At 32.8% G+C, this 24,430-nt stretch carries 27 protein-coding genes; 5 read left to right on the plus strand and 22 right to left on the minus strand.

Going from position 1 to position 24,430, the window contains the following annotated elements:
* Positions 1 to 8: 8 nt before the first annotated feature.
* The 13 genes from A4V09_RS11390 to A4V09_RS11445 all read right to left on the minus strand — a co-directional run bounded on the left by A4V09_RS11390 (position 9) and on the right by A4V09_RS11445 (position 14,870).
* A complete protein-coding gene (locus tag A4V09_RS11390) occupies positions 9 to 602 on the minus strand; it encodes a hypothetical protein (RefSeq protein ID WP_065542455.1) in 594 nt (197 codons plus the stop codon).
* A 15-nt stretch (positions 603 to 617) separates the two neighbouring features.
* Entirely contained in the window at positions 618 to 1,505 is an 888-nt protein-coding gene (locus A4V09_RS11395) for a 3-oxoacyl-ACP synthase III family protein (RefSeq protein ID WP_065542456.1), read from the minus strand.
* The gene (locus A4V09_RS11400) at positions 1,480 to 2,064 is read right to left on the minus strand and encodes a 2-oxoacid:acceptor oxidoreductase family protein (protein ID WP_065542457.1); all 585 of its coding nucleotides are present in this window, start codon (positions 2,062 to 2,064) and stop codon (positions 1,480 to 1,482) included. The genes A4V09_RS11395 and A4V09_RS11400 overlap by 26 nt, the downstream gene beginning before the upstream one ends.
* Positions 2,061 to 3,860 (minus strand): thiamine pyrophosphate-dependent enzyme, encoded by a 1,800-nt coding sequence (locus tag A4V09_RS11405; protein WP_065542458.1) that lies wholly within the window; start codon positions 3,858 to 3,860, stop codon positions 2,061 to 2,063. The genes A4V09_RS11400 and A4V09_RS11405 overlap by 4 nt, the downstream gene beginning before the upstream one ends.
* Positions 3,857 to 4,855, minus strand: a complete 999-nt coding sequence (locus tag A4V09_RS11410) for a 3-oxoacyl-ACP synthase III family protein (protein WP_065542459.1) — start codon at positions 4,853 to 4,855, stop codon at positions 3,857 to 3,859. The genes A4V09_RS11405 and A4V09_RS11410 overlap by 4 nt, the downstream gene beginning before the upstream one ends.
* The gene (locus tag A4V09_RS11415) at positions 4,845 to 5,447 is read right to left on the minus strand and encodes a 2-oxoacid:acceptor oxidoreductase family protein (protein WP_065542460.1); all 603 of its coding nucleotides are present in this window, start codon (positions 5,445 to 5,447) and stop codon (positions 4,845 to 4,847) included. Before A4V09_RS11415 ends, A4V09_RS11410 begins: the two co-directional genes overlap by 11 nt.
* Before the next feature lies 1 nt (position 5,448).
* Positions 5,449 to 7,194, minus strand: a complete 1,746-nt coding sequence (locus tag A4V09_RS11420) for a thiamine pyrophosphate-dependent enzyme (RefSeq protein WP_065542461.1) — start codon at positions 7,192 to 7,194, stop codon at positions 5,449 to 5,451.
* 477 nt (positions 7,195 to 7,671) lie between these two features.
* Complete coding sequence (locus A4V09_RS11425) at positions 7,672 to 8,250, minus strand: helix-turn-helix domain-containing protein (RefSeq protein WP_065542462.1); 579 nt, start codon at positions 8,248 to 8,250, stop codon at positions 7,672 to 7,674.
* A gap of 298 nt (positions 8,251 to 8,548) precedes the next feature.
* Entirely contained in the window at positions 8,549 to 9,409 is an 861-nt protein-coding gene (locus tag A4V09_RS11430) for a hypothetical protein (protein ID WP_065542463.1), read from the minus strand.
* A gap of 83 nt (positions 9,410 to 9,492) precedes the next feature.
* Complete coding sequence (gene lanM / locus A4V09_RS11435) at positions 9,493 to 12,606, minus strand: type 2 lanthipeptide synthetase LanM (RefSeq protein WP_065542464.1); 3,114 nt, start codon at positions 12,604 to 12,606, stop codon at positions 9,493 to 9,495.
* Positions 12,607 to 12,661: 55 nt separating this feature from the next.
* Positions 12,662 to 12,817, minus strand: a complete 156-nt coding sequence (locus A4V09_RS24405; RefSeq protein WP_157123495.1) for a hypothetical protein — start codon at positions 12,815 to 12,817, stop codon at positions 12,662 to 12,664.
* A 23-nt stretch (positions 12,818 to 12,840) separates the two neighbouring features.
* Positions 12,841 to 14,154 (minus strand): sensor histidine kinase, encoded by a 1,314-nt coding sequence (locus A4V09_RS11440; protein ID WP_065542465.1) that lies wholly within the window; start codon positions 14,152 to 14,154, stop codon positions 12,841 to 12,843.
* Positions 14,151 to 14,870: a LytR/AlgR family response regulator transcription factor gene (locus A4V09_RS11445; RefSeq protein WP_084043549.1), complete on the minus strand. Its 720-nt coding sequence runs from the start codon at positions 14,868 to 14,870 to the stop codon at positions 14,151 to 14,153. Before A4V09_RS11445 ends, A4V09_RS11440 begins: the two co-directional genes overlap by 4 nt.
* 288 nt (positions 14,871 to 15,158) lie before the next feature.
* Between A4V09_RS11445 and A4V09_RS24920 the strand changes: the two genes are divergently transcribed.
* Positions 15,159 to 15,350 carry a hypothetical protein gene (locus tag A4V09_RS24920; protein WP_065542466.1) on the plus strand — a complete coding sequence of 64 codons (192 nt, stop codon included), beginning with the start codon at positions 15,159 to 15,161 and terminating at the stop codon, positions 15,348 to 15,350.
* Positions 15,351 to 15,586: 236 nt separating this feature from the next.
* Here A4V09_RS24920 and A4V09_RS11455 read toward each other — a convergent pair whose 3' ends face one another.
* Complete coding sequence (locus tag A4V09_RS11455) at positions 15,587 to 16,162, minus strand: hypothetical protein (RefSeq protein WP_065542467.1); 576 nt, start codon at positions 16,160 to 16,162, stop codon at positions 15,587 to 15,589.
* Positions 16,163 to 16,775: 613 nt separating this feature from the next.
* On the opposite strand from A4V09_RS11455, the gene A4V09_RS11460 reads away from it, so the two are divergent.
* From A4V09_RS11460 to A4V09_RS11470, 3 genes are all read left to right on the plus strand, one after another.
* On the plus strand, positions 16,776 to 17,132 hold the full coding sequence (locus A4V09_RS11460) for a helix-turn-helix domain-containing protein (protein WP_157766943.1): 357 nt from the start codon (positions 16,776 to 16,778) through the stop codon (positions 17,130 to 17,132).
* Positions 17,133 to 17,216: 84 nt separating this feature from the next.
* Entirely contained in the window at positions 17,217 to 17,783 is a 567-nt protein-coding gene (locus A4V09_RS11465; protein WP_065542469.1) for an accessory gene regulator B family protein, read from the plus strand.
* A gap of 17 nt (positions 17,784 to 17,800) precedes the next feature.
* The gene (locus A4V09_RS11470; protein WP_084043552.1) at positions 17,801 to 17,944 is read left to right on the plus strand and encodes a cyclic lactone autoinducer peptide; all 144 of its coding nucleotides are present in this window, start codon (positions 17,801 to 17,803) and stop codon (positions 17,942 to 17,944) included.
* 121 nt (positions 17,945 to 18,065) lie between these two features.
* Here the strand turns inward: A4V09_RS11470 and A4V09_RS24925 are convergent, their stop codons facing one another.
* Positions 18,066 to 18,497 (minus strand): hypothetical protein, encoded by a 432-nt coding sequence (locus tag A4V09_RS24925; protein WP_065542470.1) that lies wholly within the window; start codon positions 18,495 to 18,497, stop codon positions 18,066 to 18,068.
* A gap of 234 nt (positions 18,498 to 18,731) precedes the next feature.
* Here A4V09_RS24925 and A4V09_RS11480 point away from each other — a divergent pair, with 234 nt between their 5' ends.
* Positions 18,732 to 19,013 carry a transposase gene (locus A4V09_RS11480; protein ID WP_065542471.1) on the plus strand — a complete coding sequence of 94 codons (282 nt, stop codon included), beginning with the start codon at positions 18,732 to 18,734 and terminating at the stop codon, positions 19,011 to 19,013.
* A 251-nt stretch (positions 19,014 to 19,264) separates the two neighbouring features.
* Here A4V09_RS11480 and A4V09_RS25760 read toward each other — a convergent pair whose 3' ends face one another.
* The 7 genes from A4V09_RS25760 to A4V09_RS11510 form a co-directional block, all read right to left on the minus strand.
* Positions 19,265 to 19,957 (minus strand): IS66 family transposase, encoded by a 693-nt coding sequence (locus A4V09_RS25760; RefSeq protein ID WP_274537201.1) that lies wholly within the window; start codon positions 19,955 to 19,957, stop codon positions 19,265 to 19,267.
* Entirely contained in the window at positions 19,926 to 20,738 is an 813-nt protein-coding gene (locus tag A4V09_RS24420; protein WP_330396578.1) for an IS66 family transposase, read from the minus strand. The genes A4V09_RS25760 and A4V09_RS24420 overlap by 32 nt, the downstream gene beginning before the upstream one ends.
* Positions 20,648 to 20,959, minus strand: coding sequence for an IS66 family insertion sequence element accessory protein TnpA (gene tnpA, locus A4V09_RS25375; protein ID WP_065542473.1), 312 nt, complete (start codon positions 20,957 to 20,959; stop codon positions 20,648 to 20,650). Before tnpA ends, A4V09_RS24420 begins: the two co-directional genes overlap by 91 nt.
* A 276-nt stretch (positions 20,960 to 21,235) precedes the next feature.
* Complete coding sequence (locus tag A4V09_RS11495) at positions 21,236 to 21,949, minus strand: Rv2686c family ABC transporter permease subunit (protein ID WP_065542474.1); 714 nt, start codon at positions 21,947 to 21,949, stop codon at positions 21,236 to 21,238.
* Positions 21,946 to 22,629: a fluoroquinolone export ABC transporter permease subunit gene (locus A4V09_RS11500; RefSeq protein WP_065542475.1), complete on the minus strand. Its 684-nt coding sequence runs from the start codon at positions 22,627 to 22,629 to the stop codon at positions 21,946 to 21,948. Before A4V09_RS11500 ends, A4V09_RS11495 begins: the two co-directional genes overlap by 4 nt.
* Positions 22,626 to 23,471: an ABC transporter ATP-binding protein gene (locus A4V09_RS11505; RefSeq protein WP_065542476.1), complete on the minus strand. Its 846-nt coding sequence runs from the start codon at positions 23,469 to 23,471 to the stop codon at positions 22,626 to 22,628. Before A4V09_RS11505 ends, A4V09_RS11500 begins: the two co-directional genes overlap by 4 nt.
* Positions 23,472 to 23,555: 84 nt before the next feature.
* Positions 23,556 to 24,122: a TetR/AcrR family transcriptional regulator gene (locus A4V09_RS11510; RefSeq protein WP_065542477.1), complete on the minus strand. Its 567-nt coding sequence runs from the start codon at positions 24,120 to 24,122 to the stop codon at positions 23,556 to 23,558.
* Positions 24,123 to 24,430 lie beyond the last annotated feature (308 nt).

A 24,430-nucleotide genomic window follows, 5' to 3' on the forward strand; every position in this document is an offset into this window, starting at 1 on the left:
ATTCCTCCTTATTTGGATTTATAAATAATCATTTTACATGGATTCTGTACATATTCCCCTGATTTTTCCTTAAATACGCCACATTCAAACTCACAATAATCATAGCCCATCATTTTAGGAACTATTTCTTTGTTTATTTTACAGTGAGAACAGTAATAAGGGATATTTTTTTTGTTAAAACACCAGTCTGCCGGTTCCTTTGATACACCAAATTTTTTACTATCCTTTAAAATTTTGCCACCGGTTTTACATTCTTTAATTATAATTGTCAGTTTTTCCTCATCTTCTTCTACATCAAAATCGAATGTCGCACAAGCATAATTATTCAGCCAAAAATCAATCACTTTTTGTTTATCTTTCAAGAGTTCACTGTAGCTATCTTTCCAAGTATAGTCGGCTACATATAGTAATGCGTCCCGTACAGCCTCATCCCCAAATTTTTCTCCTACATAGCTTAATAAGCAGGAAAAAAAATTAGCTTGGCTATAATTTACATTCAAAAACACTTTTTCTGCAGTTTCAGCACATATCTCTACAGTCTGCAGATCATTTTCTTTTGCAGCTTCTATAAGTCGTTCTTTATTTGTCCTTTTATCATTCATATCTTAGTCTCCTCATTAAGAAATTTTATATATTACAGTTCCATATGTCATATTAGCTCCTGCAACAGCCAATATATAATTTGTTGTTTTATATTCACAACTATCAAAAAACTTTTTTAGTATAATAGCAATAGATGCACTTCCCGAATATCCTTTTTCTATTGAAGAAAAAACATATGAATCTGATACACCACTCTCTTTCATGATTTGCTTTATTAGTTCTTCTTTAAAATATGTCGGAAATATAATCTTCGTATTAAATTCACTAGAAAAATACTTACTTTTCTTTCTAATACTTTCAGCTATATTTGCTATAGCTTTTCTATCCATTAGCTGGTAATCCATTTTAACCTTACATTCATTACGCATTACAGCATTAAATGATATAGGATAACGTGTCCCCCCAACAGGATATTTCAAAATTTCTTCCGCCTCATAATTAGTAGTCAACGCAAATTCATGAAATCCCGTTTGAGTATCCGTTCTTTGTAACAATATTGCACCTGCCACATTTCTATTTCTTTTTGTTGAAGTAGAATCTTCTTCGACTATTACAGTCGGTGTCTCAGCTGCTACGACTAAAACAGTACTGTATTTTTCACTTTCGATATAAGACGCTCCTAACTGCAATGCATATAAAAATCCTGTATCGCCAGCTGTTAGATCATGACATGCACAATTTGCAATTTTAAAAGCTTTTTTTATTAGTGTTGAGGTACTTGTTCCAAAATTATCAGGCAAACCAGTAGATAATAGAATCGCCTCTACAGAATTTTCATTAAATTTTTCTAGGTTCTTAAAACATTTTTCTGATGACATAATAGCTAGTTCAGATGTCGTGTATCCCTCTCCCTCTGCAACTCCAACAGAAGAAATTTTAGCTGAAAAATAATTGCCTTCCATGTTCAAACCCCTTTCTTTTGATTTCTAAAATATCTTCAGGAAATATGTCTTCAAATGCTTTCTCCCAAGAATCAATACTGATACTAATTCTATTGGACAAAATCCCAATCAAAGACATTTGTCCATCAATACCTGAGGTTATACTATCCTCTATTGGTATATCTAGAATTGTTCGTCTAGAAGCTTTGAGCTTTTCGCTGATTTCTTCTATCGTGATAGGATTCTCAATTAATCCAGATACGCTTGTGACTGGTACGATCTCATTTGCAACAATTACTGTTCCATTCTTTTTTAACTGATTACAATTACGAAGTGCCTCCAACTTATCAAATGCAATCATATAATCCCCTTCCCCATTGCAAAATAGTGGTGATAGAATTTTTTCTCCAAATCTAACCTGACTTACAACAGCACCACCTATAACTCCTAAAGCGATTACGGAAGTGTTTTTAGCAACATATCCTTCATAAAATGCTGCTCTTGAAATTAAATTTCCTGCCAACATAACGGGATGGTTTCCTGCACCTGTCAGGAAAATATTCACTCCATCATTTTTCATCTTGTTTCCTCCTTATAAAAGGCTTTTTGATCACAGACCGCCTCACATATGCCACATGATACACACATTTTTTGATTAAGGACTGGTTTAATTTGTGAAGAATATTCATTTCGTGACATGGCGAGACAATTCATTTCTAAACATTTACCACATCCATTACATTTGTTATAATTTATAGATAACGTATATTTTGCTTCTCTTGGATAACGCCTTGCACAAGCATGTCTCATAATAATTATTTGTGGTGTATCCATAGACAATTTGTCTTCAATCACCTTTTCAGTTAAATTTAAGTCATATGGATCAAGGATAGTGCAATCAATTTTTAATGCCTCACAAAATCGTTCAATGCTGAAAGGTTTAACAGTTTCCCCGTTAATATTTTTTCCGGTTCCTGGGGTATTGTGTCCACCGGTCATAGCCAATCCATGATTATCTAATATGATGTAAACTCCTTTGCCATCATTTTGACATACATTCATTAGACTGTTTATACCAGAATGTAAAAATCCCCCATCACCACATACAGCAACAACACGTTCTCCCCCTTTATTTCCTTTTGAGAATCCATGTCCCAATCCCATGCCAGAACCCATACAAACAAAACAATGTATATTTGCTATAGGTGGGAATAAATTTAATGTGAAGCATCCACTATCACCTAAAACCTTAACCCCCAATTTTTTAAGAACATAAAAAACATTTCTATGAGGACACCCTGCACAGTTTACTGGCAATCTATAGGGCAGATCATCATTCGGAATATTTTCATCTATGGGTTTACCATAGTATTTATAAATTTCATTTTTAATATATGTAGGACTAAGCCTATAGATCTCTGCTTTTCGTTCAAACATATTTTTATTTTTCACGGAACAACCTAGCGATCTGAGACGCGATTCAATCAGACATTTACCATCCTCGATAACAAAAACATCTTTTACGTTATCAAAAAAGTTACGAATTTTATCAAGTTCTAAAGGCCATAAAACGTCAAGTCTTAAAAAAGATGCTTCTGGAAATACCTCTTTTGTGTAGTTATATGCTGTACCTGTACAAATAAATCCTATATCTTTTGAATTATACTCCACTCTATTTAGTACAAAATTATTGATAAAATTCAGTATGTTTTCTTTTCTTTTAGAAATATCAATTGCTGCATCTGCGAAAGATTTATATAACTTACTATCTTTATTCATTTCTGCAATTGAGCCGGTAATTGTCTTAGGGAAATATCTATATGTACCAAATGATTTATCACACAATTTTGGACTATGGTCTGCTATATTTACTGCCATCCCCGTATGGGTAACAACAGATGACAAACGATAGAAAACCGGCACCTCATAATGTTCACTGATAATAAAAGCGAATTTTAGATAATCGTATGCCTCTTGTGCATCTCCTGGTGAAAATAGAGGAATTTCTGCATTCAATGCATATTCCCTAGAATCACACATATCATCAGCAGCTAAACGTCCAATATCATCACAAATAAAAATTACCATACCACCATTAATTCTGCTTCCTGTTACAGCATAAAAAGAATCTGCAGCAACATTTAATCCTACCGTTTTCATAGAAAGCACAGCGCGTTTTCCTGCATATGAGGCACCAACTGCCGCATCGAAGGCAACTTTTTCATTAGCTGACCATTCACAATAAACATTATTTTCTTTACTTATACATTCAATAATCTCAATACATGGGTAACCTGGAAAACCTGCTGCAAACTTCACGTTATTTTCAACACAAGCCTGAGCAATTGCTTCATAACCCATCATAAATTTTTTCATGAACATCCTCCTTTTCCATCCCATACCAGAACTATAACTCCGAAATTTCCACCGGCACCAAATGAGAAAAGTGCTACACGGTCTCCGCTGACGATAAAATTTCTTTTCACTGCATCATCAAGACATAAAAAAACGGAAGATGAACCTGTATTACCAAATTTTTGTATTGTAAAATTAGTTTTTTCTATTGAAATACTATGAATTTTAAAGTTTTCTTCAATAATATTCTTATTAGCCTGATGAACAATAAATTTATCAATATCCGAAAGTGAAATATTGGTGTCATTGCTTATTTTCTCAACTAACTTTTTAAAAGATTTTACCGCATAATTAAAAATGTCTTTTCCATTCATGTACCAATAAATATCACCATTTAAATAGTTATCCTTACGGTAATATTGCGAACTTGCACCTGTTTTAATTATTAAGGAATCATAGATACTGTCATCACAATCTAGATAAGAATATTCAAATCCCTGTCTATGACTATCACATCTTTCAACAATAACTGCCCCCGCTCCATCTCCAAAGAAAGCTGGCATAGTTCTGTCTGTGTAATCCATAAATCTCGATAATACTTCTGATGCAATAACAAGAATTCTCCTATATGTGCCAGATTCTATAAGAGTAAATGCATTATCTAATGCATGTAAACATCCAGAACAACCCTCCCGAACATCAAACGCCGAAATATTTTTCAACCCCAATCTATTAGCAACAATAGATGCTGTTGATATCCATTTATAATCTGGAGATGTTGTAGATACAATAATACAATCAATCTTTCCATCTGTTTTTTCTAGACATTTACTTGCTGCTTTATATGCTAAATCAGAAGCTGCCTCCCCCGGTGCTGCTATGTGCCTGTTATCTGCACCAATTTTAGTGTCAATCCACTCTTTTGTTGTGTCATAGTTTTTTTCAAGGTATTCATTTGTAAGAACACTCTCAGGAACATATGAACCTATCGATGTAATTGTTGCGTTATACTTCATTATTTCCTCCCTGACCATAATCAAGACCTAACATAAAAGCCTTCATATTCATATCTACATACTTAATAGATAAATTTTCATCTAAGACCTGCAACCATATTTTTTCATCGTGTTTTAATATCCGCGCAGCAACGCCTAGGAAAAATGAATTCAACACAGGTTTATTATCCATTTTCTCTATTATCTGCTCTCCACTAAACAGATGAAAATTTTCACTGTGTTGTCTAAAAATCGCATTAAAGTCTCCTTCAAAATTCTTTTCCAAACCATTGCTTACTGTAGTAGGTGGTATATACAAATCATTCACTACCAAATAACCATTCGTTTTCAAATAATCAAGACATCTGAGCGTCTCTAATTGTTCTAATCCAATGATCATGTCGCACTTACCTGCCATTATCAATGGTGAAACAATCCGTTCGCCAGCTTTAACATGACTGTACACGCCTCCTCCCCTAACTCCCAGACCGATAAGTGTTGATGTTTTAACCTCTTTTCCTATCCGAGCGTAATATTCAGATAATAATTTTGAAGCCTTTAATACTCCTTGCCCGCCTTGTCCCAATACTATAATATTTTCGTTATTCTTCATATCACATGCTACCTTTCTTGATTGCAGTACATTTGCATACCTCTAAGCAAAGTCCACATCCCACACAGAGTTGTTTATTTATCGACATCTTTCCATTTTTTTGAGCAATTGCCAGACAACCAACCTGTGTACATTTAAGGCACCCCTTACATTGTTCTTTGTCAATATAAAAGTAATTATGGGATTTCATTTTAACTTTTTGTATACATGGATGTCTGCTGATAATTATAGATGGCTCATCTACTTCAATTTCATCTAGTATAGTTTTTTTCATATCTTCCATATCGTATGGATCAATAATCTTAATTCGATTAATTCCAATTGCTTCACACAATTTTTCAATTGAGCATTTTGATGCTAACGTATTTTGTCCCCCTGTCATGGCAATACAATCATTATCCGCAATTATAACTGTTGATGTACCATTATTATAAATAAGGTTTAAAATACCATTTATTCCAGAATGATAAAAAACGCCATCCCCCATAACTGCAACACAATTACTTTTTCCAAATGATTTCTCGATTCCATGTGCCATATTAACCGAAGATCCCATGCACAAAAACATTTCCATTGAATTAGCGGGAGGATATAGATTCAAAGCATAACACCCACTGTCTCCCATCACTTTAATTCCTAATTCTTTTAATGACTCAAAAAGAAACGAGTGTGGACATCCCGGACAATTAGCTGGCAACTGCATTGGCAGCATAAACTTATGTTTTATTGGCATTAGATCAACATTATTTATTGCTTCATATATATTAGTCGGCGTGATATAAAAAGGAGCTGTTTTTCTTTTAAACAATTCACTTCCAGTAACATCAACTCCCATTGCTTTGATTTTTTCTTCCAAAATTGGATGTGATTCTTCCACTATGTATACCTTAGATACATTATTACAAAACTCTCTAATCTTTTTTTCTGGCAATGGATTTGTCATTCCCAGTTTAAAAATACTAGCATTAGCAAATGCTTCTGCTGCATGCAGGATAGATACTCCTGAACCGATAAACCCGATACTTTTATCTTTATATTCATAATTATTTAGTTTCGTATTCTCTGTGTAGATACTTAAATCTTTATATCTCTGTTTCCAATCGTAATAATATTGTTCTGTACTTTTTCTTAATTTTGAATTTTGAGGAAAACTTGCAACTGTACTAGCAATTGTTTTCGCTGCATATAAACTACGAAATGCAGAATGTTGTTTTTCAGAATACTCTTCATCCGTATTAACTATCTCCTGTGAATGTGTAACAATTGCAGTCATACGAATTATTACTGGAACACAATACGTTTCGCTTAATTCTACAGCAACATGGACAAACGATTTTGCTTCTTGCACACTTGCAGGCTCCAACAACGGAATTTCTCCCATATATGCAAAATGCCTCGCATCGTTCATATCATCTCCCTGTTCTCTTCCTGAATCGTCACAAACCACAATAATGAGGGCACCATTAATTTTAGTTCCAACTACTCCAAAAAAAGGATCTGCTGCAACATTTAATCCTAAATCTTTCATCGTAACCATAACTCTACTTCCAGCAATTGATGCTCCAATCGCCACATCCATAGCCACTTTTTCATTTGAACTCCATTCACAGTAAATATTTTCAAACTCATCTGCCGCCTCAATAATCCCTGTGGATGGGAGTCCTGGATAACCAGCTATTACACTTATACCGGATTCAGCCGCACCATATGCAATTGCTTCATTACCAGACAATATCTTCTTTACCATCAAATATCCTCCTTGCTTCGTTTGTATATATTTGACCTTATTTTCTTTTTGGTCATATATATTTATCATAGTATCATATAATATAATTTTGTGTTGATTTTGTCCGTAAAATGTAAAATTTTGTCCGTTCGCCACTCTAGCACTTAATATCTTATTGCTGAAAGTTTAATAGGAGATAAATAGCTCTAAAGGAGTATAGCCTTTCTAATCTGTGGGCAAATTATCAAAATAGTCAAATAAAAATATCCGGGAGTTCTTTATATTCTAAAGATTTCCCGGATATTTATATATATAACTATAACACGTTGTTACCCATAGTTCAGAAAAAACCAATAAGTGCATCAACCGAATATTCTAACTACCAACCTTTATTCTTACTTTAAATCCATCTCCCCTAAAAGCACTATAGTAACAGATGAAACGTTGACGTTCTCATACGTTTGGTGTAGATGGATGATATAAAGTTTAACCTATCAATTACACAACAATTTGTTGGACAATACCATAAATTACAATATCAAGGATTCTCTCCTGTTCTGGATCATCTTTTAACTCTGCAAGACAGGAAAATATAACTCTAAGTAATCTAATTAATACATTATATGGCTCTTTAAATTCTATACCCAATTCAATGAATTTGTCGATTATTTTACTATCATCTAATGTATGTTTTTCAAATACCTCTGTTGGTAATTTCCTTCTAAGATATTCCCATGTATTACTCTCAAGGTTCGTTAAAATAGGATGATGTAAAAAGCCATGCAGTAGTAGTTTTATTCCCAATACGAGTAGTTCATCCTTGGGTAAATTCTCTTTTTTTCTTAATTCATTTTCAACCTCATCGAAAAGTTTTGATTGTAATTTAAAATTAATTTCTATAAACAAATGCTCCTTACTCTGAAAAAAAGCATAAAATGAACCTTTTGAGATATTTGCTACTTCTGCCAGGTCATCAACTGTTACCTTTCGTAATCCATAATTAGAAAAAAGTTTTTCTCCTTCAGACATTAGAGTATGAGATATGGTTTCCCGCTCTTGTTCATTAAATCTAGGCATAAATTTCTCTCCTTTATCATTCGGCATTGCCGGATTTTGTGACTAAATTAAAAATATCGTCATATATTATATATTATACTTTTATTTTTTAGTTTTGTCAATAATTCAAACTTCACAGATTTTATGGTATTTAACTACAATATAACAGACTACTATTAAAACAAAATAGAGTTGAAATTTTCAAAAGTAAATTTCAACTCTATTTTTACAAAATGATGGAAGAAACAATATGTTTTTGCATTTAGCAAAAGTCCGCGCTAAAAGGTATATCCTTTTTAGCACTAATTCGTTAAAGAATTTAAAAAGAAATATAGTTTTCACCATATAGCCAACTCATAATTTCTATTTCTTGGTTATATCCAATATTTATTATTATTACTCTTTTTCCAAAATCAGACTTTATTTTCTTTCCCAAATTCATGGCCATTGCAACAGATGATACCCCAAAATCCCCATATTTATCATTTAACAAAATGATAGAATCCGTTATTCTTCCCATTGATCGCAATACTGATTTTGCTGCAACTCCATATCCTCCACAAATAATGATATTATCTATATCATTATTTGTGAAATTATTCACTGACATAAAATATGTGATATCTTTCGCAAATTCCTTAAAGTTAAAACCCGTTTCAATTGTTTTGCATGTTTTATCAATATAATTACTTTCATAACCATCCAACGCATTGTTCTGATTTTCTATCATAATAGTGGACCATGCAAACCCCATTATATTCCTTTCACAAATATTCTCTTTTAACGACGTTTGAAATATAATCCCCCCAGTCAATATAAGAACACGCTTATATCCTTTTGTATGGATTATGTCAACAGCCTTACCAATTGCCTCAATACTTCCATGACTTATTCCTACCATTTTATATTGTATTTTAGGACTAATCCCTAATAATTTCATTATTTTTTGAATATCATTGTTCAAAACGAAGCTTTCCGGTATTACTATACATGCATCGATCTGATTCCCTGCCTTTACGAAGTCACTAATTCCAGTTCTCAAATCTTCTATAACGCTAACAAAATCATATGATGCCTTTAAATCAATATCAAAATCCTCAAATTTTTCTCTCATCTCATCGACAACACATGCAGAGGTTTTACATAAGGGAGAAACCAAACCATAATTTGTTAATCCCATATCCCCCCTCCTATATATACAAATATTTTATTTAGTCATTTGTTTATCATAACATGTTTATATTTCCTATGTTACATATGTCCTTAAATTGTCGGTTTATGACCGTTCGCTTTTTCTAATACTGGCATTAATATTGATGGAATATCTTTATCCAAAAAACATGCTAAAGAATAACCAATGCCTGCTAGACCTTGCATCAGACCTAAATAAGTAAAATCTAATTTATACCCTTTATAATATGTATCACTGTCATCTAATAGATGATTAATATAGCACATGTACATAAAGTATATTTTTTCATCACTATAAAGAACCCCTGATTTTCTTAGAATCTCAAAGTTTCCTAAAGTTCCATGACATAAACAATTTGATGTTCGAAATATATTTTTTCTTACAGTATACAATGCTCTCTCATAATCTCTTAAAATAAATTGTGAAAATTCTTTACAGGGCAATTCTGATATACATTCCTGAATTACCATTCTCGATAAAAGAATTCCGCCTGAACCATGACACCATGAAACCACATTTTCTTTTTTATATTTTTGGAGTTTTTTACTCCTTATATCTATCCAGTCCAAAGCTTTATGGTCATAAAATGTATTTTCATAATTAACTAAATTTTCTATTATAGGTAAATATCTTTTATCCTTAGATATATTATATAAATAAGCAAGTGACATTGCAATCCCGCTACATCCATGAGACAATCCCGCTAGAGGTTCGTTATAACTTGGGTGCTTCCAACCACAACCATTATCTATATCAGTTAATTTAGCAATTAAATAATTTGCTACCTCTTCTGCATAATGAATGTACTTTGTTTTTTTTGTTAATCTATACATATTCAAACTGAGAACTATAACCCCAGCATCCCCATTTACTAAGTCGGCATCTCCTCTTGGGTTTATGTTATTGCATATAATCGTTATATGTTTCTCAGCATAATCCAGATAATTGTGGTTCTCTGATATTAAAAATAGTAATTGATAAGCATACACAATGGAAATTTCACCTGTATATGCACCGCCACTTAATGTAGTCCTTGAACTACAGAGATTGTTCGTATACTTAAACAATTTTTCTTTTAGCAATCTGGAAAAATTTTTATATTTTTCCGATTTTATCATCATGCCCACTATATTCATAAAAAATAAAATTCCGGAATATCCATCATAAAAATATGGATTCATTTCATGAAAATTCCAATCATATAAAGTATCATGTGATATTGAAAAATCAATAAAACTAATATCAGAAATATTTTTTTTTGTATATGCTGACTCGCATATTTTATCTGCAATTATTTTAACTCCTTCCATTGCTAACTGACGAATATTTTTAGAAATTACTAAATTATTTTTTTTGAATTGTACTTTAACATTTTGAACAGAATTTTTTGCTAAAGATGATAACTCAAGAGTTAACATAATAAGCTGTTTTTGAAATTGTAAATCCGATAGATTCAATTTTTCTATCTTCTTTTCAAGATTTTCATTTGCTGTTGTTACAAAATAGTTTTCAATCTTAGATCCATCCAACATTCTGAGATTTCTTTCTGATGAATCAAAATAAAAATATGGTACTGCTCCGTTCAATAACATCTTAATTTCATATGGTACGATACCATCACTATATGTAGCTTGTTTCATCAAACGAGCAAACAACATTTCACGTATTCCACCATCTCTTAAAATGAAAGGATGAAAGGAACTTCTTAGGTACATTGAATATACTTGTGTATCCCTTAATAAATACCGACATAGTATACGTTTGTTTGTAAACAAGTTTACTATTTTTCGGGCATTTTCTTCTTTTAATGTTACCATATAAGCAGATTCAAATCCTCTCATAATATCTTTGACAAAATCCTGCGGTTTTAAAAATTTTCCATTTACTCTAACTAGGTTCATGTTGCTGTTACTATATGCGTTAACATACCCTATTTTTATATCGGATCTATTTGCATTTTCTATTACTACTTTCTTAAACGGTAATAATTGTTGTCCAGTACCATTGATTGCACTAAAATCAGTACCACCATTATCTTTGCTTTTCCATATACCAAATGGAAGAATACCACTCTCTAATACAGAATCAGAAAATTCCCCCACATTTTCCCCTTTTTTTTCGGGTGCTAACATCAACTCAATGTCAATAACAACCGGATATTTCCCACAGGCCACAAAATTTTCATAATGTATATCTTTTGTTCCTAAAATATAATGAATAAACAATATTATACCTACGCGCTGATAATATTCTTTTACTTCCTTTATATCTTTACATTCCCTACTTTTGATATACTCATGCCAACTATACTCACCCATATCCTGTACCGAAGCTGTTATCATTCTTAAGTTGCAGCTATTCCCGATTAAATTTAATATTTCAGCATATATAATCTCATTTTTTCCTGTTCTCGGTTTATATATGATTTTTTCTTTATTATTAAGAACTATATTCAGTACTTCTTCTCCGTTCTGATGGACATCCCCTACCCCCATTATAATATCAGTGATTTCTATTGATGTTTCACCTGAAAAAAAACTTTTAACAATGGTTTCAGCATCTTTTTCAAACCGCTGAAGGCACATTTCTATATTAGAAAAAGTATTATGAATAATTTCCAAGCACTGTCTATGCATAACTGGATATTTTTCTAAAAGGTCACGAAATCGCTTCGGATTTTTAAAAGACTCATTAAAAAATGTATACTCTTCTTCCGAGTTTTTTCCTCTCAATACTTTTTTCTCTCTATAACTGTTTATTTCCCAAATCAACACTCGTATACATACGTTTTCTATTTTCCTACAAACATATCCCAGATATCTCCGTTCTATTTGGCAAAAATCATTTTTACAAGCATATTTTTTTTTGAACAACATTTCTGCATATCCTAAATACCAAGAAAAAAAACAAGTAAAATATTTACAATTATAACTTTTTTTAATTTCTGCACTATACATATACTTACTAAAGCAGTCCAAATATTCACTACAATTAATATCAATGTTAGCATATTGTTCATTATTAATAAAAGGCATTAGATTATTATATTCTTTCAATATTTTCTCCAATACATCCTCACCCAGTATTGATGACAGCAATTTATATTCTGTCTGTGTTCTATCTATTTTCTTTTTTGAATATTCGTATATTCTCTCATGTAAATATGTTATTTTATCAAAACTCATGGCTTTTACTCCTTTTACAAAAAGGTAGATAATGCATTGCATTATCTACCTTTTATTAACAACATACTATTGTAAAAAGTGCACTACATTCAACAGTAATCGTTAAAATATCACGATTCTCTGCATCTTCAGAAATTTTATCAATTTCACTAAGTTCAACCAAAAGATCTCCTGCTACTCCAGAAAGTTTATTTTCATTATAATCATTCATTTTTTAACAAATTCTCCTTTCAATTAATTTACACAAAATAAAGTTACATTGGCAATAAACCAATCATTTTCATAGGATAGTTTTAAAATCCCTTCATATTTTTCGACTGCTGTTTTAACACTGTCCAATCCTATTCCATGATAGGAACCTTTCGCCTTACTTGAAACCAGTTTTCCGTTTTTCATATCTGGTATTTTTGAGAGTTTATTTTTAACGACAATAACAAACATATCATTACTAGACTTCATAATCACTACAATGTTTTTTTCTGAATTCACATCTGTAGCATACGATTCGATAGCGTTATCCAATAAATTAGATAGTATAACACATATATCATAATCCTCAATAATATTATTATAAACTTTTGTCTGAACTGTTACCTCAATTCCCTTACTCACTGCTTCTGCAATCTTGCAGTTGAGAATGGAGTCAATTATATGGTTACCTGACCATGTAACTGTGCTGCTATTCTCTCCACTATTCGAATCATCTAACTCATTCAAATATTTAATAGCACTTTTAATATCCTGGTTTTGCAAATATGTTTTTATTACATGTATATGATTACTTAAATCATGAAAATCATATGCTCTTTTTCTATATTCTTTTTCTAATTGTCTTAAATTTTCAATTGTGAGATTATTTTTAATTTCAATAATGTTTTGTCTTTCTATAGCTTTAATATATTTCTTATAAATACTCATTATCAAAATAATCAAAAAAAGAACAAACAAAAAATACGTCCAATTTTCCGCCAATTTTTTATTGAAATCTAATATACTTACCCGTTGGAAATAACATATTGCAATATAACACCCAGCCGATAATATAATTAGCCCCTTAGCATTTGGATTTATCAACTTCTCAAGTTGAATTTTTGAAGAACGAAGAATAAGATAAAAAATCACCAAAAAGACTTTCATAGTGATAATAAATAATATGCGTTCTAAACCTAATTGCATTGTCATCTGACTACCCATATCTGCTTTTTCACTTATTTCACTAATAAGAAATATCCATAAAATATCCCATAAAGAAATAACCATATAAAAGGCGCTGATTTCTGCAAGTGCTTGAATATATGTACATTTAAATATTAAAATTGCAGTAGCAGAAAGTATACCTATTACAAACAATATAAGTGTATTAGAGACTAAAGCAATTTGATTATTCATATATATAAGAGTACTTATAAAAAATGTGTACCCCAAAATAAATCTCTCTTGATAACTCTTTGCCTGTCGACTTTTAAATGTAAGATTCAATATTCTGTAACAGATAAAAGTTTCTATAAATGTCACAACATATTCTACTATATTAAAAAATATAATCATATATTTCTTCCCCAAAAATTTGAAATTTCTTTTTTAACTTCTTGTATGTGGGGCCTACTCACAGTAATGGATTCTCCATTACGAAGTATAATTTCATTTTTCACCACTTTCATTACGTGGGCAAAATCAACAAGATAACTACGATCTACAATGATGAAACTGTCTTGTCCTAATTCTTCGTATACTTTTCCTAAAGCTTTTCTTACTTTACTCACTCCCCCTGTTGTAACAAAAACCGAATTTTTTCCATCTTTGTATACATATAGAATACTTTTATAGTATAATTTTTCTTGTCTCATATATGTATCTATAATATAAAAGTCATTTTCCCCCATTGACATCTCTTTCCAAATGTCATCCAATGCTAGTGGCAATTTTTTAAGTAAATTGCTTTTCTTAATATATCTAAATACATCAAGTTCATAGGCATCCAATGAGTATTGAGTATGAGAAGTAATAAAAACTATATAAGCCTCAGAATAATTATTTCTTATAGCTTTAGCAATCTCCATACCATTTATATCAGGCAACTCAATATCGACTAAAAACACATCATAATATACGTCTGGACCTATGTGAAATAGTAATGAATAACCTGTTTCAAACAATTCTATTTGCACTGGAATATGCTTTTCTATACAAAAAGTATTTACAGAATGCTTGATTTGAGAAAGAAAGCCCGGTTCATCATCAACAATAGCTATTTTCATTGTCATACATGCCCTCCTTGTGATTTATGTGAACATTATATCAAAAACAGTCAAGTAGTTCAAGTAAATATTGAAAACGAGATATTTATGGACTAAAAAAAGTACAATTATACTTATCATAATTGTACTCAGACTGTAGATAAAACGGCTCACAATATCATGTTTGCGAACCGTTTGTAAACGCACCATAGTGGGTGCGTAGAATTCTTACTAAACTTTTGAGACAATAGACTTACCAAGTATGAAAAGTTGAGGCTTAACTTTTTATACCACTATAGTATTGGAGGTTAGTCTATGAAATCAGTAACATCATCAGTCGCCAGAAACTATCGCCTGCAAGAGTGGGCAGCTCAGATCAGAGAATGCCAAAACAGACTTCCTGGAACATCTGTAAAAGAATGGTGTGGGCAGCAATATTCCAGAAGAACCAATGACACAAAATATTGTTCCTGTTCCTTCAAACCTGATTACCAGCAGTGCGAATAGTGCTGTTGAAATCACTGTCGGAAGGATCAAGTTAAATGACAGTTCCGACTATGGTGCGTTTACCCCAAGACTCGCTTGCTGCGGTACGGCTTATACCTTACAACGTGGGACTTTCACCCACCGAACTTCAAGCCCTTTACTGGGCGCACCCTATAAAGTAAAAATAGACAACCGTCTCCCAAAGGAGGTCGATTGTCTACAGTCTGAGTAGAATTATACTTATTATAATTCGACGCTTAAATCTTAAATGTATAGTATTTTTGACGTTTTATATCGCATAAAAATAAACCATTCTCATCAATTACCAATTCGTATGTATCATTCGAAACAGTATCTTTCATATCTATTGGCTCTTTGTTACTATGGTAATAGTAAATTCCTTTCTCTTTATTTTTTACTTTAGTAATTATATCATCTACAACCTCGTCAATTTTCATTGTATGATTTCTTGATGTAGACCACTTCCGAATTATTTTTTTTACCTGAGACTTATTTAACCTAATTTGACTTGAACAATAAAATCTTTTTGGAAAAGTCACTTCTCGACTCGTCCCTAAAGATGTCAATACCTTATCGAATAATTCAGAATACTTATCATAAATGAATCCCATTTCTAAATAAGCCCTTATCTGCAAAACTGCCGTTTCCAAATATTTGTTCGAGGTAGTCACCTCAAACATACGATATAGTTCTTTAATACTTCGATAAAAGGTCTCCTCTATAGATAATCCTCTATAATGTACCATGCCAAAAGAAAGTTTCATAGCATTAATTATTTCACTTTCTGTACTCCCATCATAAGATCGATACATTCCTATTTATCCGCCCTTTCTTTTTAATAAACTATAACTGTCAACAATTTAAACACATAAAGAACAAACTATTCTGCAAGTAATAACTTGAATTCCTGCTCTTATCTATAGTTGAATTTCCCCTTATAAGCTCTACCAGAATCATGCTTACGAAAAATCGCTTACAGATATTTGGATGTTTTCACTTATACTATTTAAATACATTCCCACTTAATCTCTATTCTTTTGGTTAATAATTCAAATTGCTTTTCGATTTCTTTATTACGGTACCGTCATTGTCAGCTCTAATTCCATATATGACTGTCTACAATTTCAGCAAATCATAGAACTAAAATTCCTCTTAACTGCTATCACTTTGCAGCTGGCCATATCCTGTATTGAAATGTTTTAACGGCGTCTTCACTTTCAATGCTGCCTTTACCCCTACATTCATATTAAAACTTGGTCGTAAGGAGAAAACTACATTGTTTTATTACCTTTTATATATTATAGCATTATTATGAGAAGATATCAATGCATATTAGTAAAGTTAATAATGCATATTAGTTATTACACTTATTTTTCTATTCTTGATAAACTAATTGCAAAATACACAGAGGTAAGGTGTTATGGAATGTATGACTATGATTTATGCTTGATTGGTAAGCGAATAAAAGAACTAAGAAATAGTAGAGATATGGTACAAGAGGTCTTAGCCGAAAGAATCGGTGTATCTTGGAGTACCATCAGTCGTTTGGAAAGAGGAGATTCGATGGTTAGTATTGATAAACTCTTAGCAATAGCTGAGGCACTCGGAACAGGTATTGATTCTATTTTGTATGATTTCATTTCAAATGATGAATCGAGTGATGATCTCACAACCAGGCAACTGAAATATATTCTGCAACTGTTGAATCAAAAGCAAAAAGAATATTTTCTTAAAAACATGCAGTTATTTGTTAGTCTTTTTACGGAAGATACAGACAAATAGTTTGTAATAATCAATAATGTAACTTAATAAAATCAAATTATTAACTCACTATATATTGGTTTTCACACAAATATGAGGTACATTATGTTAGAATTAATTTCTTTTTATAGCACAAAATTTTTAGCCTCAAAATTGAATATTTCTGAAGATGCCTTTTCTATCTATAAGTATGGATTTACATTGTTATACTCTATGGTTTTTTCGGCAATTTCAATATGCACGTTGTCTTTTATTTTATTTGATAGTCCGATATATGCAATAATATTTATTTTTGTTTTTGTCTCAATAAGAATATATTCTGGTGGTTTTCATGCCAAAACATATCTTTCATGCTTTATACTCAATAATTTATTTTTTTTAATTATCATGTATGTAGCTTTATCCATGAGAGATTTTTATTTTTTATTTCCTATATTTTCTTTATTTTCAAGTTTTTACATATATAGAAATACACCTGTTTCAAATTCTTTTCATCCGATTAGTCAATCTAAAGTAGTAATTTATCAAAGAAAGACCAAATTTATTTTAATTATAGTCTTGATCATAACAATGACTTTATATTTTGTACAATCTCAACTGTCTCTTATTATGTCATTAACAACATTTCTTGTTGCATTGTTAATGATCATTGTTAATAAAAGAGAAATTTAAACAATGGAGGTGAAAATATGAACGCGTTAATTTTATTATCTAATTTAGTTGAAAAAATTGCCCTGTGGGGAGCTGGAACCGCTTCCGCAGGCTTTAGTTTTCAGCCTGAAACTCCGGAAATATTAATTAAATGTGAATATGAAAAATCAGAGAAAAAGTAACGTTAAACCATAATCATTTATTTCTTAAGTCACTTTCTTTTGTTTACACAGTAAAAGTCAAATAAGAGAGTGACTAAAAAAGCTACCAGTAACTCTATAATTAAAAGCAATCGGCAGTTATTTACATCTTCGTTGAGCTTCTGGATTCTAAAGCTACTAATGCTACGCTGTCTCGGCTTCTATGGGGTTTCAACAGTCGGTTCTTCCGACCAGCCAGAATGTGAACGACTGCCACTGCTTTCCAACAAATAAATTTCCAGACATTTTTTCTTTCATTTTCCCTAGATACCTTTTCCAGTACTTCTTTTTTATCAGTAAAAAGCTGGTTTATCATTTGGAGCGTTTCCGTCGTAGGCCGCCTAATCCTTGTCTTTTTGCCAAAACGATTCTGCTTGCCAAGAATCACCTGTTCCATCGAAAGCTGTATTTTCTCGTTCGATGCATGAAGTTCCTTTGTTAAGGCTTCCAACTGTTCCTGCTGCTGCAAAAGAAGATGGATCAGAAACGACTTATCAACGGTATTTATTTGTTCTTCCGTATACTTAACTGCCATAACCGAACTAAACTTTCCTGAGTGGTATTATAGCAGAACCGACGGTTTTTTGCTATTTTTGATTTCTGTCACCTTCGTCATTTTGACGGTGGATAACAGTCATGAATACCTGAAAATAAATGCCTGAAATTCAGATATTTATGACTGTTATCCACAATCCGAAAAGTTTTTGAGTCATGAGAATATAGAAACTCACAGGAAGCTTTCAGGACGTGAATAACTTTTAATTTTATATTGCACAGGATAACCCGGCTTGATGCTACTGTCACACAATCCGGTGAATTTGAAGCCATCCACAATGCCATGAGTAAACCAGGTTCACCTTATCTTCGGAAGGCTGTTTTTCAGGCTGCCTTAATTGCTTCCTTCCACGATCCTGTATTAAGCGTCTATTATCAGAAAAAGAAGGCGGAAGGGAAACACCATCTGACCTGTGTGGTCGTTGTTGCCAGAAAAATGTGTAACATCATTTACGCTGTTCTTAAAAAGAATCAGCCTTACGTTCCAAAGGCGTAAAACCTTGTATTCTGCCTGGGCTTGCCAGACAGCAGGCCTTATTGTTACGCTCTTTTTTACCCCAAAATTTCTTTTGGCTTTTTTCAATTATCTACTTGACTTTTTATAGTTGGTCTTTCATGTAGGCTTCCTTCTAGTTGTATAGAATCAAAAAACATGTCACAAATAAAAAGGAGGGAATGCTAAATATCTGTATACGGTAAACCATGAGTACTGGTCCATTTTTTGACCGCCATTTCCGGCGGTCAGGTTTACATATTAGTTGTTTTAGATTTGCTCCGACAGATCTCCGGTAATTGATCGGACCATGGAAGCAGTTCTTCAATAAAGCTGTAATCCGTATCATCCTGATGGTCCTTCAATACTGTCAGGATGTGGGTCAGATAACGGAACGGATTCAGGTTATTCGCCTTAGCTGTTTCCGTTATGCTGTAGATGATCGCACTGGATTTCGCGCCATCGATACTATCGATCAGTTTCCATGCATGTTTGTGCAGGCAGAAGCTGCGCAGGGCTCCTTCTGTTACGTTGTTATCAAGCGGAACTTCACCGTCATTCAGGAACACTTTCAGTGCCTCTTCCTGATTGATACAGTAGTTGATCCCTTCCAGTGTTTTCCCTTTGGAAAGACGTCCGGAAGACTGAACCTCTTTTGCCCACGCAAAGAAAGCCTCTGCCAGAGGTTTGACCGTCATCTGCCGCTGTTTCTTCCGTTCATCTGCTTTCAGATCAGATAACTGATTGTCCAGATGGCAGATGGCACCGATCCGCTTCAGGGCCTCATACGCAACGGTATCTTTCGCGGTTTTTTGTGCCGCTTTCGGGAGCGCTTTTAATGCATCCGAGAAATATCGCCTCGCATGTGTCCAACACCCTGCAAAAGTGATATCCGGATTTTCCCCGTCCTGCTTCCTATAAGCGGAATAGCCGTCGCAGACAACCATGCCCGGGAACTTTCAGGAATTCCCCCGGATGGTCTGCTTTCCGGGTACGCTGGTATTCATACAGGATGATCGGCGTATCTTTGTAGATCTTGCCGGTACGGTAGATCCACATATAGCTCTTACTGTTTGCGGGGCGTCCGTCTTTCGATACCATGACTGGTGTCTCATCGGGCTGCAGCACATGGAAACGGTACAATTCTTTATGCAAGTAGTCATAAAGGATCCCCAGATACCGGTCCGCACACGGGATCATCCAGTTCGCCATCACCTGCTTGGAGATGTGGATATCGTTACGCAGGAATTCCTGACTGATCCGATATAAAGGAAGCCCATTTATATACTTGGCATTCATGATACTTACCGCAGGAGTCAAGATGCTGTTGCGGAGCAGGTCTTTCGGACGATCAGCCTTGACGATGGTCTGATTGCCCCTGCCGGCATAGACAGCCATGTGATACTCTTCGACTGTGTACACGGCTGGCTGGACACACACTCTTTTGTAGACTTCATCTGGAAGCTGTTTCCATCCGTTATCTCCGAAGAGTTCCCGCAGTTTTTCCTCCGAAAGGGTATGAAGGATCACTTCAACGGGGAGAGCCTTTAAATCATCCTCCCGTTTTCCTTTCCGTTTCCGGCATCTGACCTGGATCACATCCTCTTCGGCGGGCACAACAACATAAAGCGTTTCTGTCAGAGCTTCCGCTTCGTTAAAGATGAGTTCCAGCTCATGCTGGCCTGCGATGACATCCAGTTTTTCGGAAGAACGCCCATAGCGTTTAATTTAGCGTCAGCGATCTGCTCAATCAGGCGCTCCATGTAATGATGAAGTCTGGGAATTCTCGACAGCCTCCCTGCCCAGGAGATCCTCTGCCAGTAGAAGAACTGCTTTTCTGAGATCCCATTTGCTCTGCACCAGGCGGTTTTGGACATTCCGCTGCTTATGCATTCATTCAGGATTTTGGTCCAATACACTGCACGGATCTGATGTGTGATCTTATCCATAAGACAACTCCTTTAAAAAACTTGTAGTTTTCTGGAGTTATTATCTCATGGGTAAATAAAACTAGCACGGTACTAGTTATTTACCGTATACAAATATTTTAACTTTAGCGTTCCCTCTTTTTATTTTTTAAAATCAATTGTCTTTATTCTTTTTATTCTTTTTTTTGTAGTCCTTCATTATTTTAAATTTCACTATACTTGCCACAACTACAAATGCCACAATAGCTAACCACCAGTACCATTCCATAAAAATCACCTCCTTTCATATCACTTATATCATCCAGATACTTTCTGTACGATTTTTTTTTGTAACAGAAATATCCAAATTATTGAAATCAAAAAACCAATTATAATACAAAGTGGACTTTTGTCTATTATTGTTTTTGACATCCAATATGAAGGCAGTACACCAATAATATATTGTGTAGGACCTGTAATAAAAAAAGGTGCTGGTATACCTAATAAAAATAATGCACCAAGTTTAGTAACTGCCATACCTTCAAGTTTGTTACTTGAAAATGCTACAATCATTAGTGATACGATTATTGCTTGTAATGCTCCTAAAAATGCAAGACCTATTGCAAAATGATGTACTACTGCAGAAATTCCAAAGAACCAAAGTATTGCTATTGATAAAATCAGCGCCAAAAATGCTGGCAATACCAATCTAGAAAATAAATATCCAACTTTCCCAAGCGGTGTAACTATAAAATAGCGTGCAACTTTATCATCGATCTCCTCAAGCATAACCATAGTAAATGCAAAACTCAGCATTACTGGTGCTATAATTGCTAAAAATAAATCAAATATTGGAAAATACCTACTAAAAGCTATCTCACTACCTTTAGCAATCAAATTTTCATTAATCATTGGCACAAAAATCTTAATGATTATACCCAAAAAAACAGGCGCAAAACATGCAGCAAATAACATATAATCACTTTTAATCTGTCTAAATACTAAAATGAAAGATTGCAAATATTTTTTCATATATCACCACCTCCTATTTTATAAAACATTTTTTCTGTGAATCGATTACATAAGATAAACAATACTATATTAATTATTATTAATAACATAATATCAAGTATCAAATTTGCACTTGTTCCACCAATAATTCGTGTAGCAGCATCCAAAGGAAAAAATTTTAAAAACTGAAATTTATCACTAAAAATATTAACTATAGGTGGTAAAAAACAAATTATTTCAATAATCAGGCTTATAAACATAAATTGATTTAAGCTCTGTATCTGTGTAGCTGCAATAATTCCAATTAAAGTAAAAATAATAGATGTTAGTACTGTTCCTATTATGACAAGAAATATATTACTCATACCCGTAGAAATTGCAATGACTACAGATACTATAGAAGAAATAATTGCCAAAGCTATAACCTTTGAAAAAATATATTCCATTACCTTTACAGGCGATATGGCCACCGCATTTAATATCCTCTGACTCTTTTCAAGAAGTATTATCGCTCCCATAAAGAACAATCCAATTGCTGCTGGATCAGAAAATACCAATACCGTCGAAACATCATTTTTATACGCTTCCGGCAGTGAATTTAGCACACAAATATAGATAATACTTATTAATGCATAGATATAATAAAATCCATACTTCCATTGAAAAAAAATATCTTTTTGAACTAAATTTTTAAGTCTCATTGTAATGACCTCCCAGTAATATCAATAAAAATATCATTTAATGTTGGTTCACTACTGTGTATAGAAAGAATTTTATTGTTAGCAATCAACTCTTTCAACTTCTGATCCTGACCGCTATTCGTGACCAGACATTCTCGTTTTTTTTCTTCCTTCTCAAAATAGTGATATTCAATTTTGGCAGCACCTCTAGACATAATTAAATTGTGTGGACTATCAAGTGCACTAACTTCCCCTCCAACAATAAATGCTACATTATCACATAATTCTGTCGCATCAAACATATTGTGTGTCGTTATAATGATTGTAGTTCCTTTTCTTTTTTCTTTAAGAATTAAATCTTTCATTAGATGACTGTTTGTAGGATCAAGCCCACTTGTTGGTTCATCTAAAAATAATATTTTGGGGTTATGAATTAATGATTTAATAAAATTTAATCTGGATTTCATTCCTTTTGAATAAGCCCCCACCTTTTTATCTGCATCATTTTCTAAGCCAACAGATTTTAAAAGCTCATCTATATCACGTTTTGCACCTTTATAAAGTGAGGCAAAATACTCCAGGTTTTGTCTTGCTGTGAACTTTTCAAAAACAGTCGGAAATTCAAAATCCACACCTACTTTTTCATAAAAGGTATTGTTATGCTTTTTATTCTCTATGCCATCAATTACAACACTACCTTTATAGTTTGTAATAAGTCCTGTTAAAATTTTCTGAAGTGTTGATTTTCCTGCGCCGGAAGGTCCTAAAAATCCAAATATTTCTCCATCTCCTACATTAAAATTAATATCCTCAAGAAATGGTTTGTTATTATAACTAAAATAAAGTTCTTTTACACTAATCATAGCCTTTCCTTTCTATATGACTTTATTATATATTTGGTCATAATTAAACATAAAAAATTGTTTGGTCCATTCTTCCAAACACGCTTAATAAACAACTGTAGTCATTATATTAATCAATATGCTTTCTTCTTTTTCTGATAACTTTTTATCTGACAACATTAAGACTATTATATCTAACATTCTTACTATTATCTCTTTCGGATATTTATACTGAACTCCAGTTTCATCTATTAATTTCATCAGTATATTTATTTGCAATCCAAAAAGTATATTAGGATCTGTATCTCTTTCTTTTAAATAAAGATATTCCTTCTGTTTATTATTTATGCTTAAAATAGGGTGTTTTCGTGTTACCTGCAAATAGCCTTTAATAATCTGAGGTATTAATTCAAGTAAGGAATTTTTACCTTTATTTTGAATCATTGCATCCATATTCCTAAATATCTTTTGATGTAATGTATTTATTATATCCCAATACAAATTTTCCTTATTAGGATAAAACAAGTAATACGACCCCTTAGAGATATTGACAGCTTTACATAAATCACTAATTGTCACCTTTTTTGTTCCTAAATTTGAGAATAATCTTTCACCTTCTTTCCTTAATGCAGCATAAATCTCAGTTCTTTCCTTTTCATTAAATCTTGGCACCTATAGTTATCCTCCTATCATTTTCATCGTTCGCTTTTATGACCATATTTTATTTTTAGTCATATATATTATATAATATTTAGCAACAGGTGTCAATAGATTCTAAAATATTGATTAATATGTAACTTTTGATTTTTTTATTTATAACCACTCCTCTCCGGTCGGCCCAATTTACACAATAGAAATTTTGAATTTTGAGGTATATAAACTGTTTCCCGCTACATTCTCTACATAATATAGCCTTTCAAGATGCGGCTGCCTACCCCATTGCCTTCTCATCCTAATATTAAAAACACTAATTTAGTACC

Source organism: Blautia pseudococcoides, from assembly GCF_001689125.2.
Taxonomy (GTDB): Bacteria; Bacillota; Clostridia; order Lachnospirales; family Lachnospiraceae; genus Blautia; species Blautia pseudococcoides.

Excerpts from the sequence above, each read along its gene's own strand:
- A4V09_RS11390 (WP_065542455.1), bottom strand. The coding sequence starts at position 602 with ATGAATGATAAAAGGACAAATAAAGAACGACTTATAGAAGCTGCAAAA.
- A4V09_RS11395 (WP_065542456.1), bottom strand. The coding sequence starts at position 1,505 with ATGGAAGGCAATTATTTTTCAGCTAAAATTTCTTCTGTTGGAGTTGCA.
- A4V09_RS11400 (WP_065542457.1), bottom strand. The coding sequence starts at position 2,064 with ATGAAAAATGATGGAGTGAATATTTTCCTGACAGGTGCAGGAAACCAT.
- A4V09_RS11405 (WP_065542458.1), bottom strand. The coding sequence starts at position 3,860 with ATGAAAAAATTTATGATGGGTTATGAAGCAATTGCTCAGGCTTGTGTT.
- A4V09_RS11410 (WP_065542459.1), bottom strand. The coding sequence starts at position 4,855 with ATGAAGTATAACGCAACAATTACATCGATAGGTTCATATGTTCCTGAG.
- A4V09_RS11415 (WP_065542460.1), bottom strand. The coding sequence starts at position 5,447 with ATGAAGAATAACGAAAATATTATAGTATTGGGACAAGGCGGGCAAGGA.
- A4V09_RS11420 (WP_065542461.1), bottom strand. The coding sequence starts at position 7,194 with ATGGTAAAGAAGATATTGTCTGGTAATGAAGCAATTGCATATGGTGCG.
- A4V09_RS11425 (WP_065542462.1), bottom strand. The coding sequence starts at position 8,250 with ATGCCTAGATTTAATGAACAAGAGCGGGAAACCATATCTCATACTCTA.
- A4V09_RS11430 (WP_065542463.1), bottom strand. The coding sequence starts at position 9,409 with ATGGGATTAACAAATTATGGTTTGGTTTCTCCCTTATGTAAAACCTCT.
- lanM (WP_065542464.1), bottom strand. The coding sequence starts at position 12,606 with ATGAGTTTTGATAAAATAACATATTTACATGAGAGAATATACGAATAT.
- A4V09_RS24405 (WP_157123495.1), bottom strand. The coding sequence starts at position 12,817 with ATGAATGATTATAATGAAAATAAACTTTCTGGAGTAGCAGGAGATCTT.
- A4V09_RS11440 (WP_065542465.1), bottom strand. The coding sequence starts at position 14,154 with ATGATTATATTTTTTAATATAGTAGAATATGTTGTGACATTTATAGAA.
- A4V09_RS11445 (WP_084043549.1), bottom strand. The coding sequence starts at position 14,870 with ATGACAATGAAAATAGCTATTGTTGATGATGAACCGGGCTTTCTTTCT.
- A4V09_RS24920 (WP_065542466.1), top strand. The coding sequence starts at position 15,159 with ATGAAATCAGTAACATCATCAGTCGCCAGAAACTATCGCCTGCAAGAG.
- A4V09_RS11455 (WP_065542467.1), bottom strand. The coding sequence starts at position 16,162 with ATGTATCGATCTTATGATGGGAGTACAGAAAGTGAAATAATTAATGCT.
- A4V09_RS11460 (WP_157766943.1), top strand. The coding sequence starts at position 16,776 with ATGTATGACTATGATTTATGCTTGATTGGTAAGCGAATAAAAGAACTA.
- A4V09_RS11465 (WP_065542469.1), top strand. The coding sequence starts at position 17,217 with ATGTTAGAATTAATTTCTTTTTATAGCACAAAATTTTTAGCCTCAAAA.
- A4V09_RS11470 (WP_084043552.1), top strand. The coding sequence starts at position 17,801 with ATGAACGCGTTAATTTTATTATCTAATTTAGTTGAAAAAATTGCCCTG.
- A4V09_RS24925 (WP_065542470.1), bottom strand. The coding sequence starts at position 18,497 with ATGGCAGTTAAGTATACGGAAGAACAAATAAATACCGTTGATAAGTCG.
- A4V09_RS25760 (WP_274537201.1), bottom strand. The coding sequence starts at position 19,957 with ATGGTTGTCTGCGACGGCTATTCCGCTTATAGGAAGCAGGACGGGGAA.
- tnpA (WP_065542473.1), bottom strand. The coding sequence starts at position 20,959 with ATGGATAAGATCACACATCAGATCCGTGCAGTGTATTGGACCAAAATC.
- A4V09_RS11495 (WP_065542474.1), bottom strand. The coding sequence starts at position 21,949 with ATGAAAAAATATTTGCAATCTTTCATTTTAGTATTTAGACAGATTAAA.
- A4V09_RS11500 (WP_065542475.1), bottom strand. The coding sequence starts at position 22,629 with ATGAGACTTAAAAATTTAGTTCAAAAAGATATTTTTTTTCAATGGAAG.
- A4V09_RS11505 (WP_065542476.1), bottom strand. The coding sequence starts at position 23,471 with ATGATTAGTGTAAAAGAACTTTATTTTAGTTATAATAACAAACCATTT.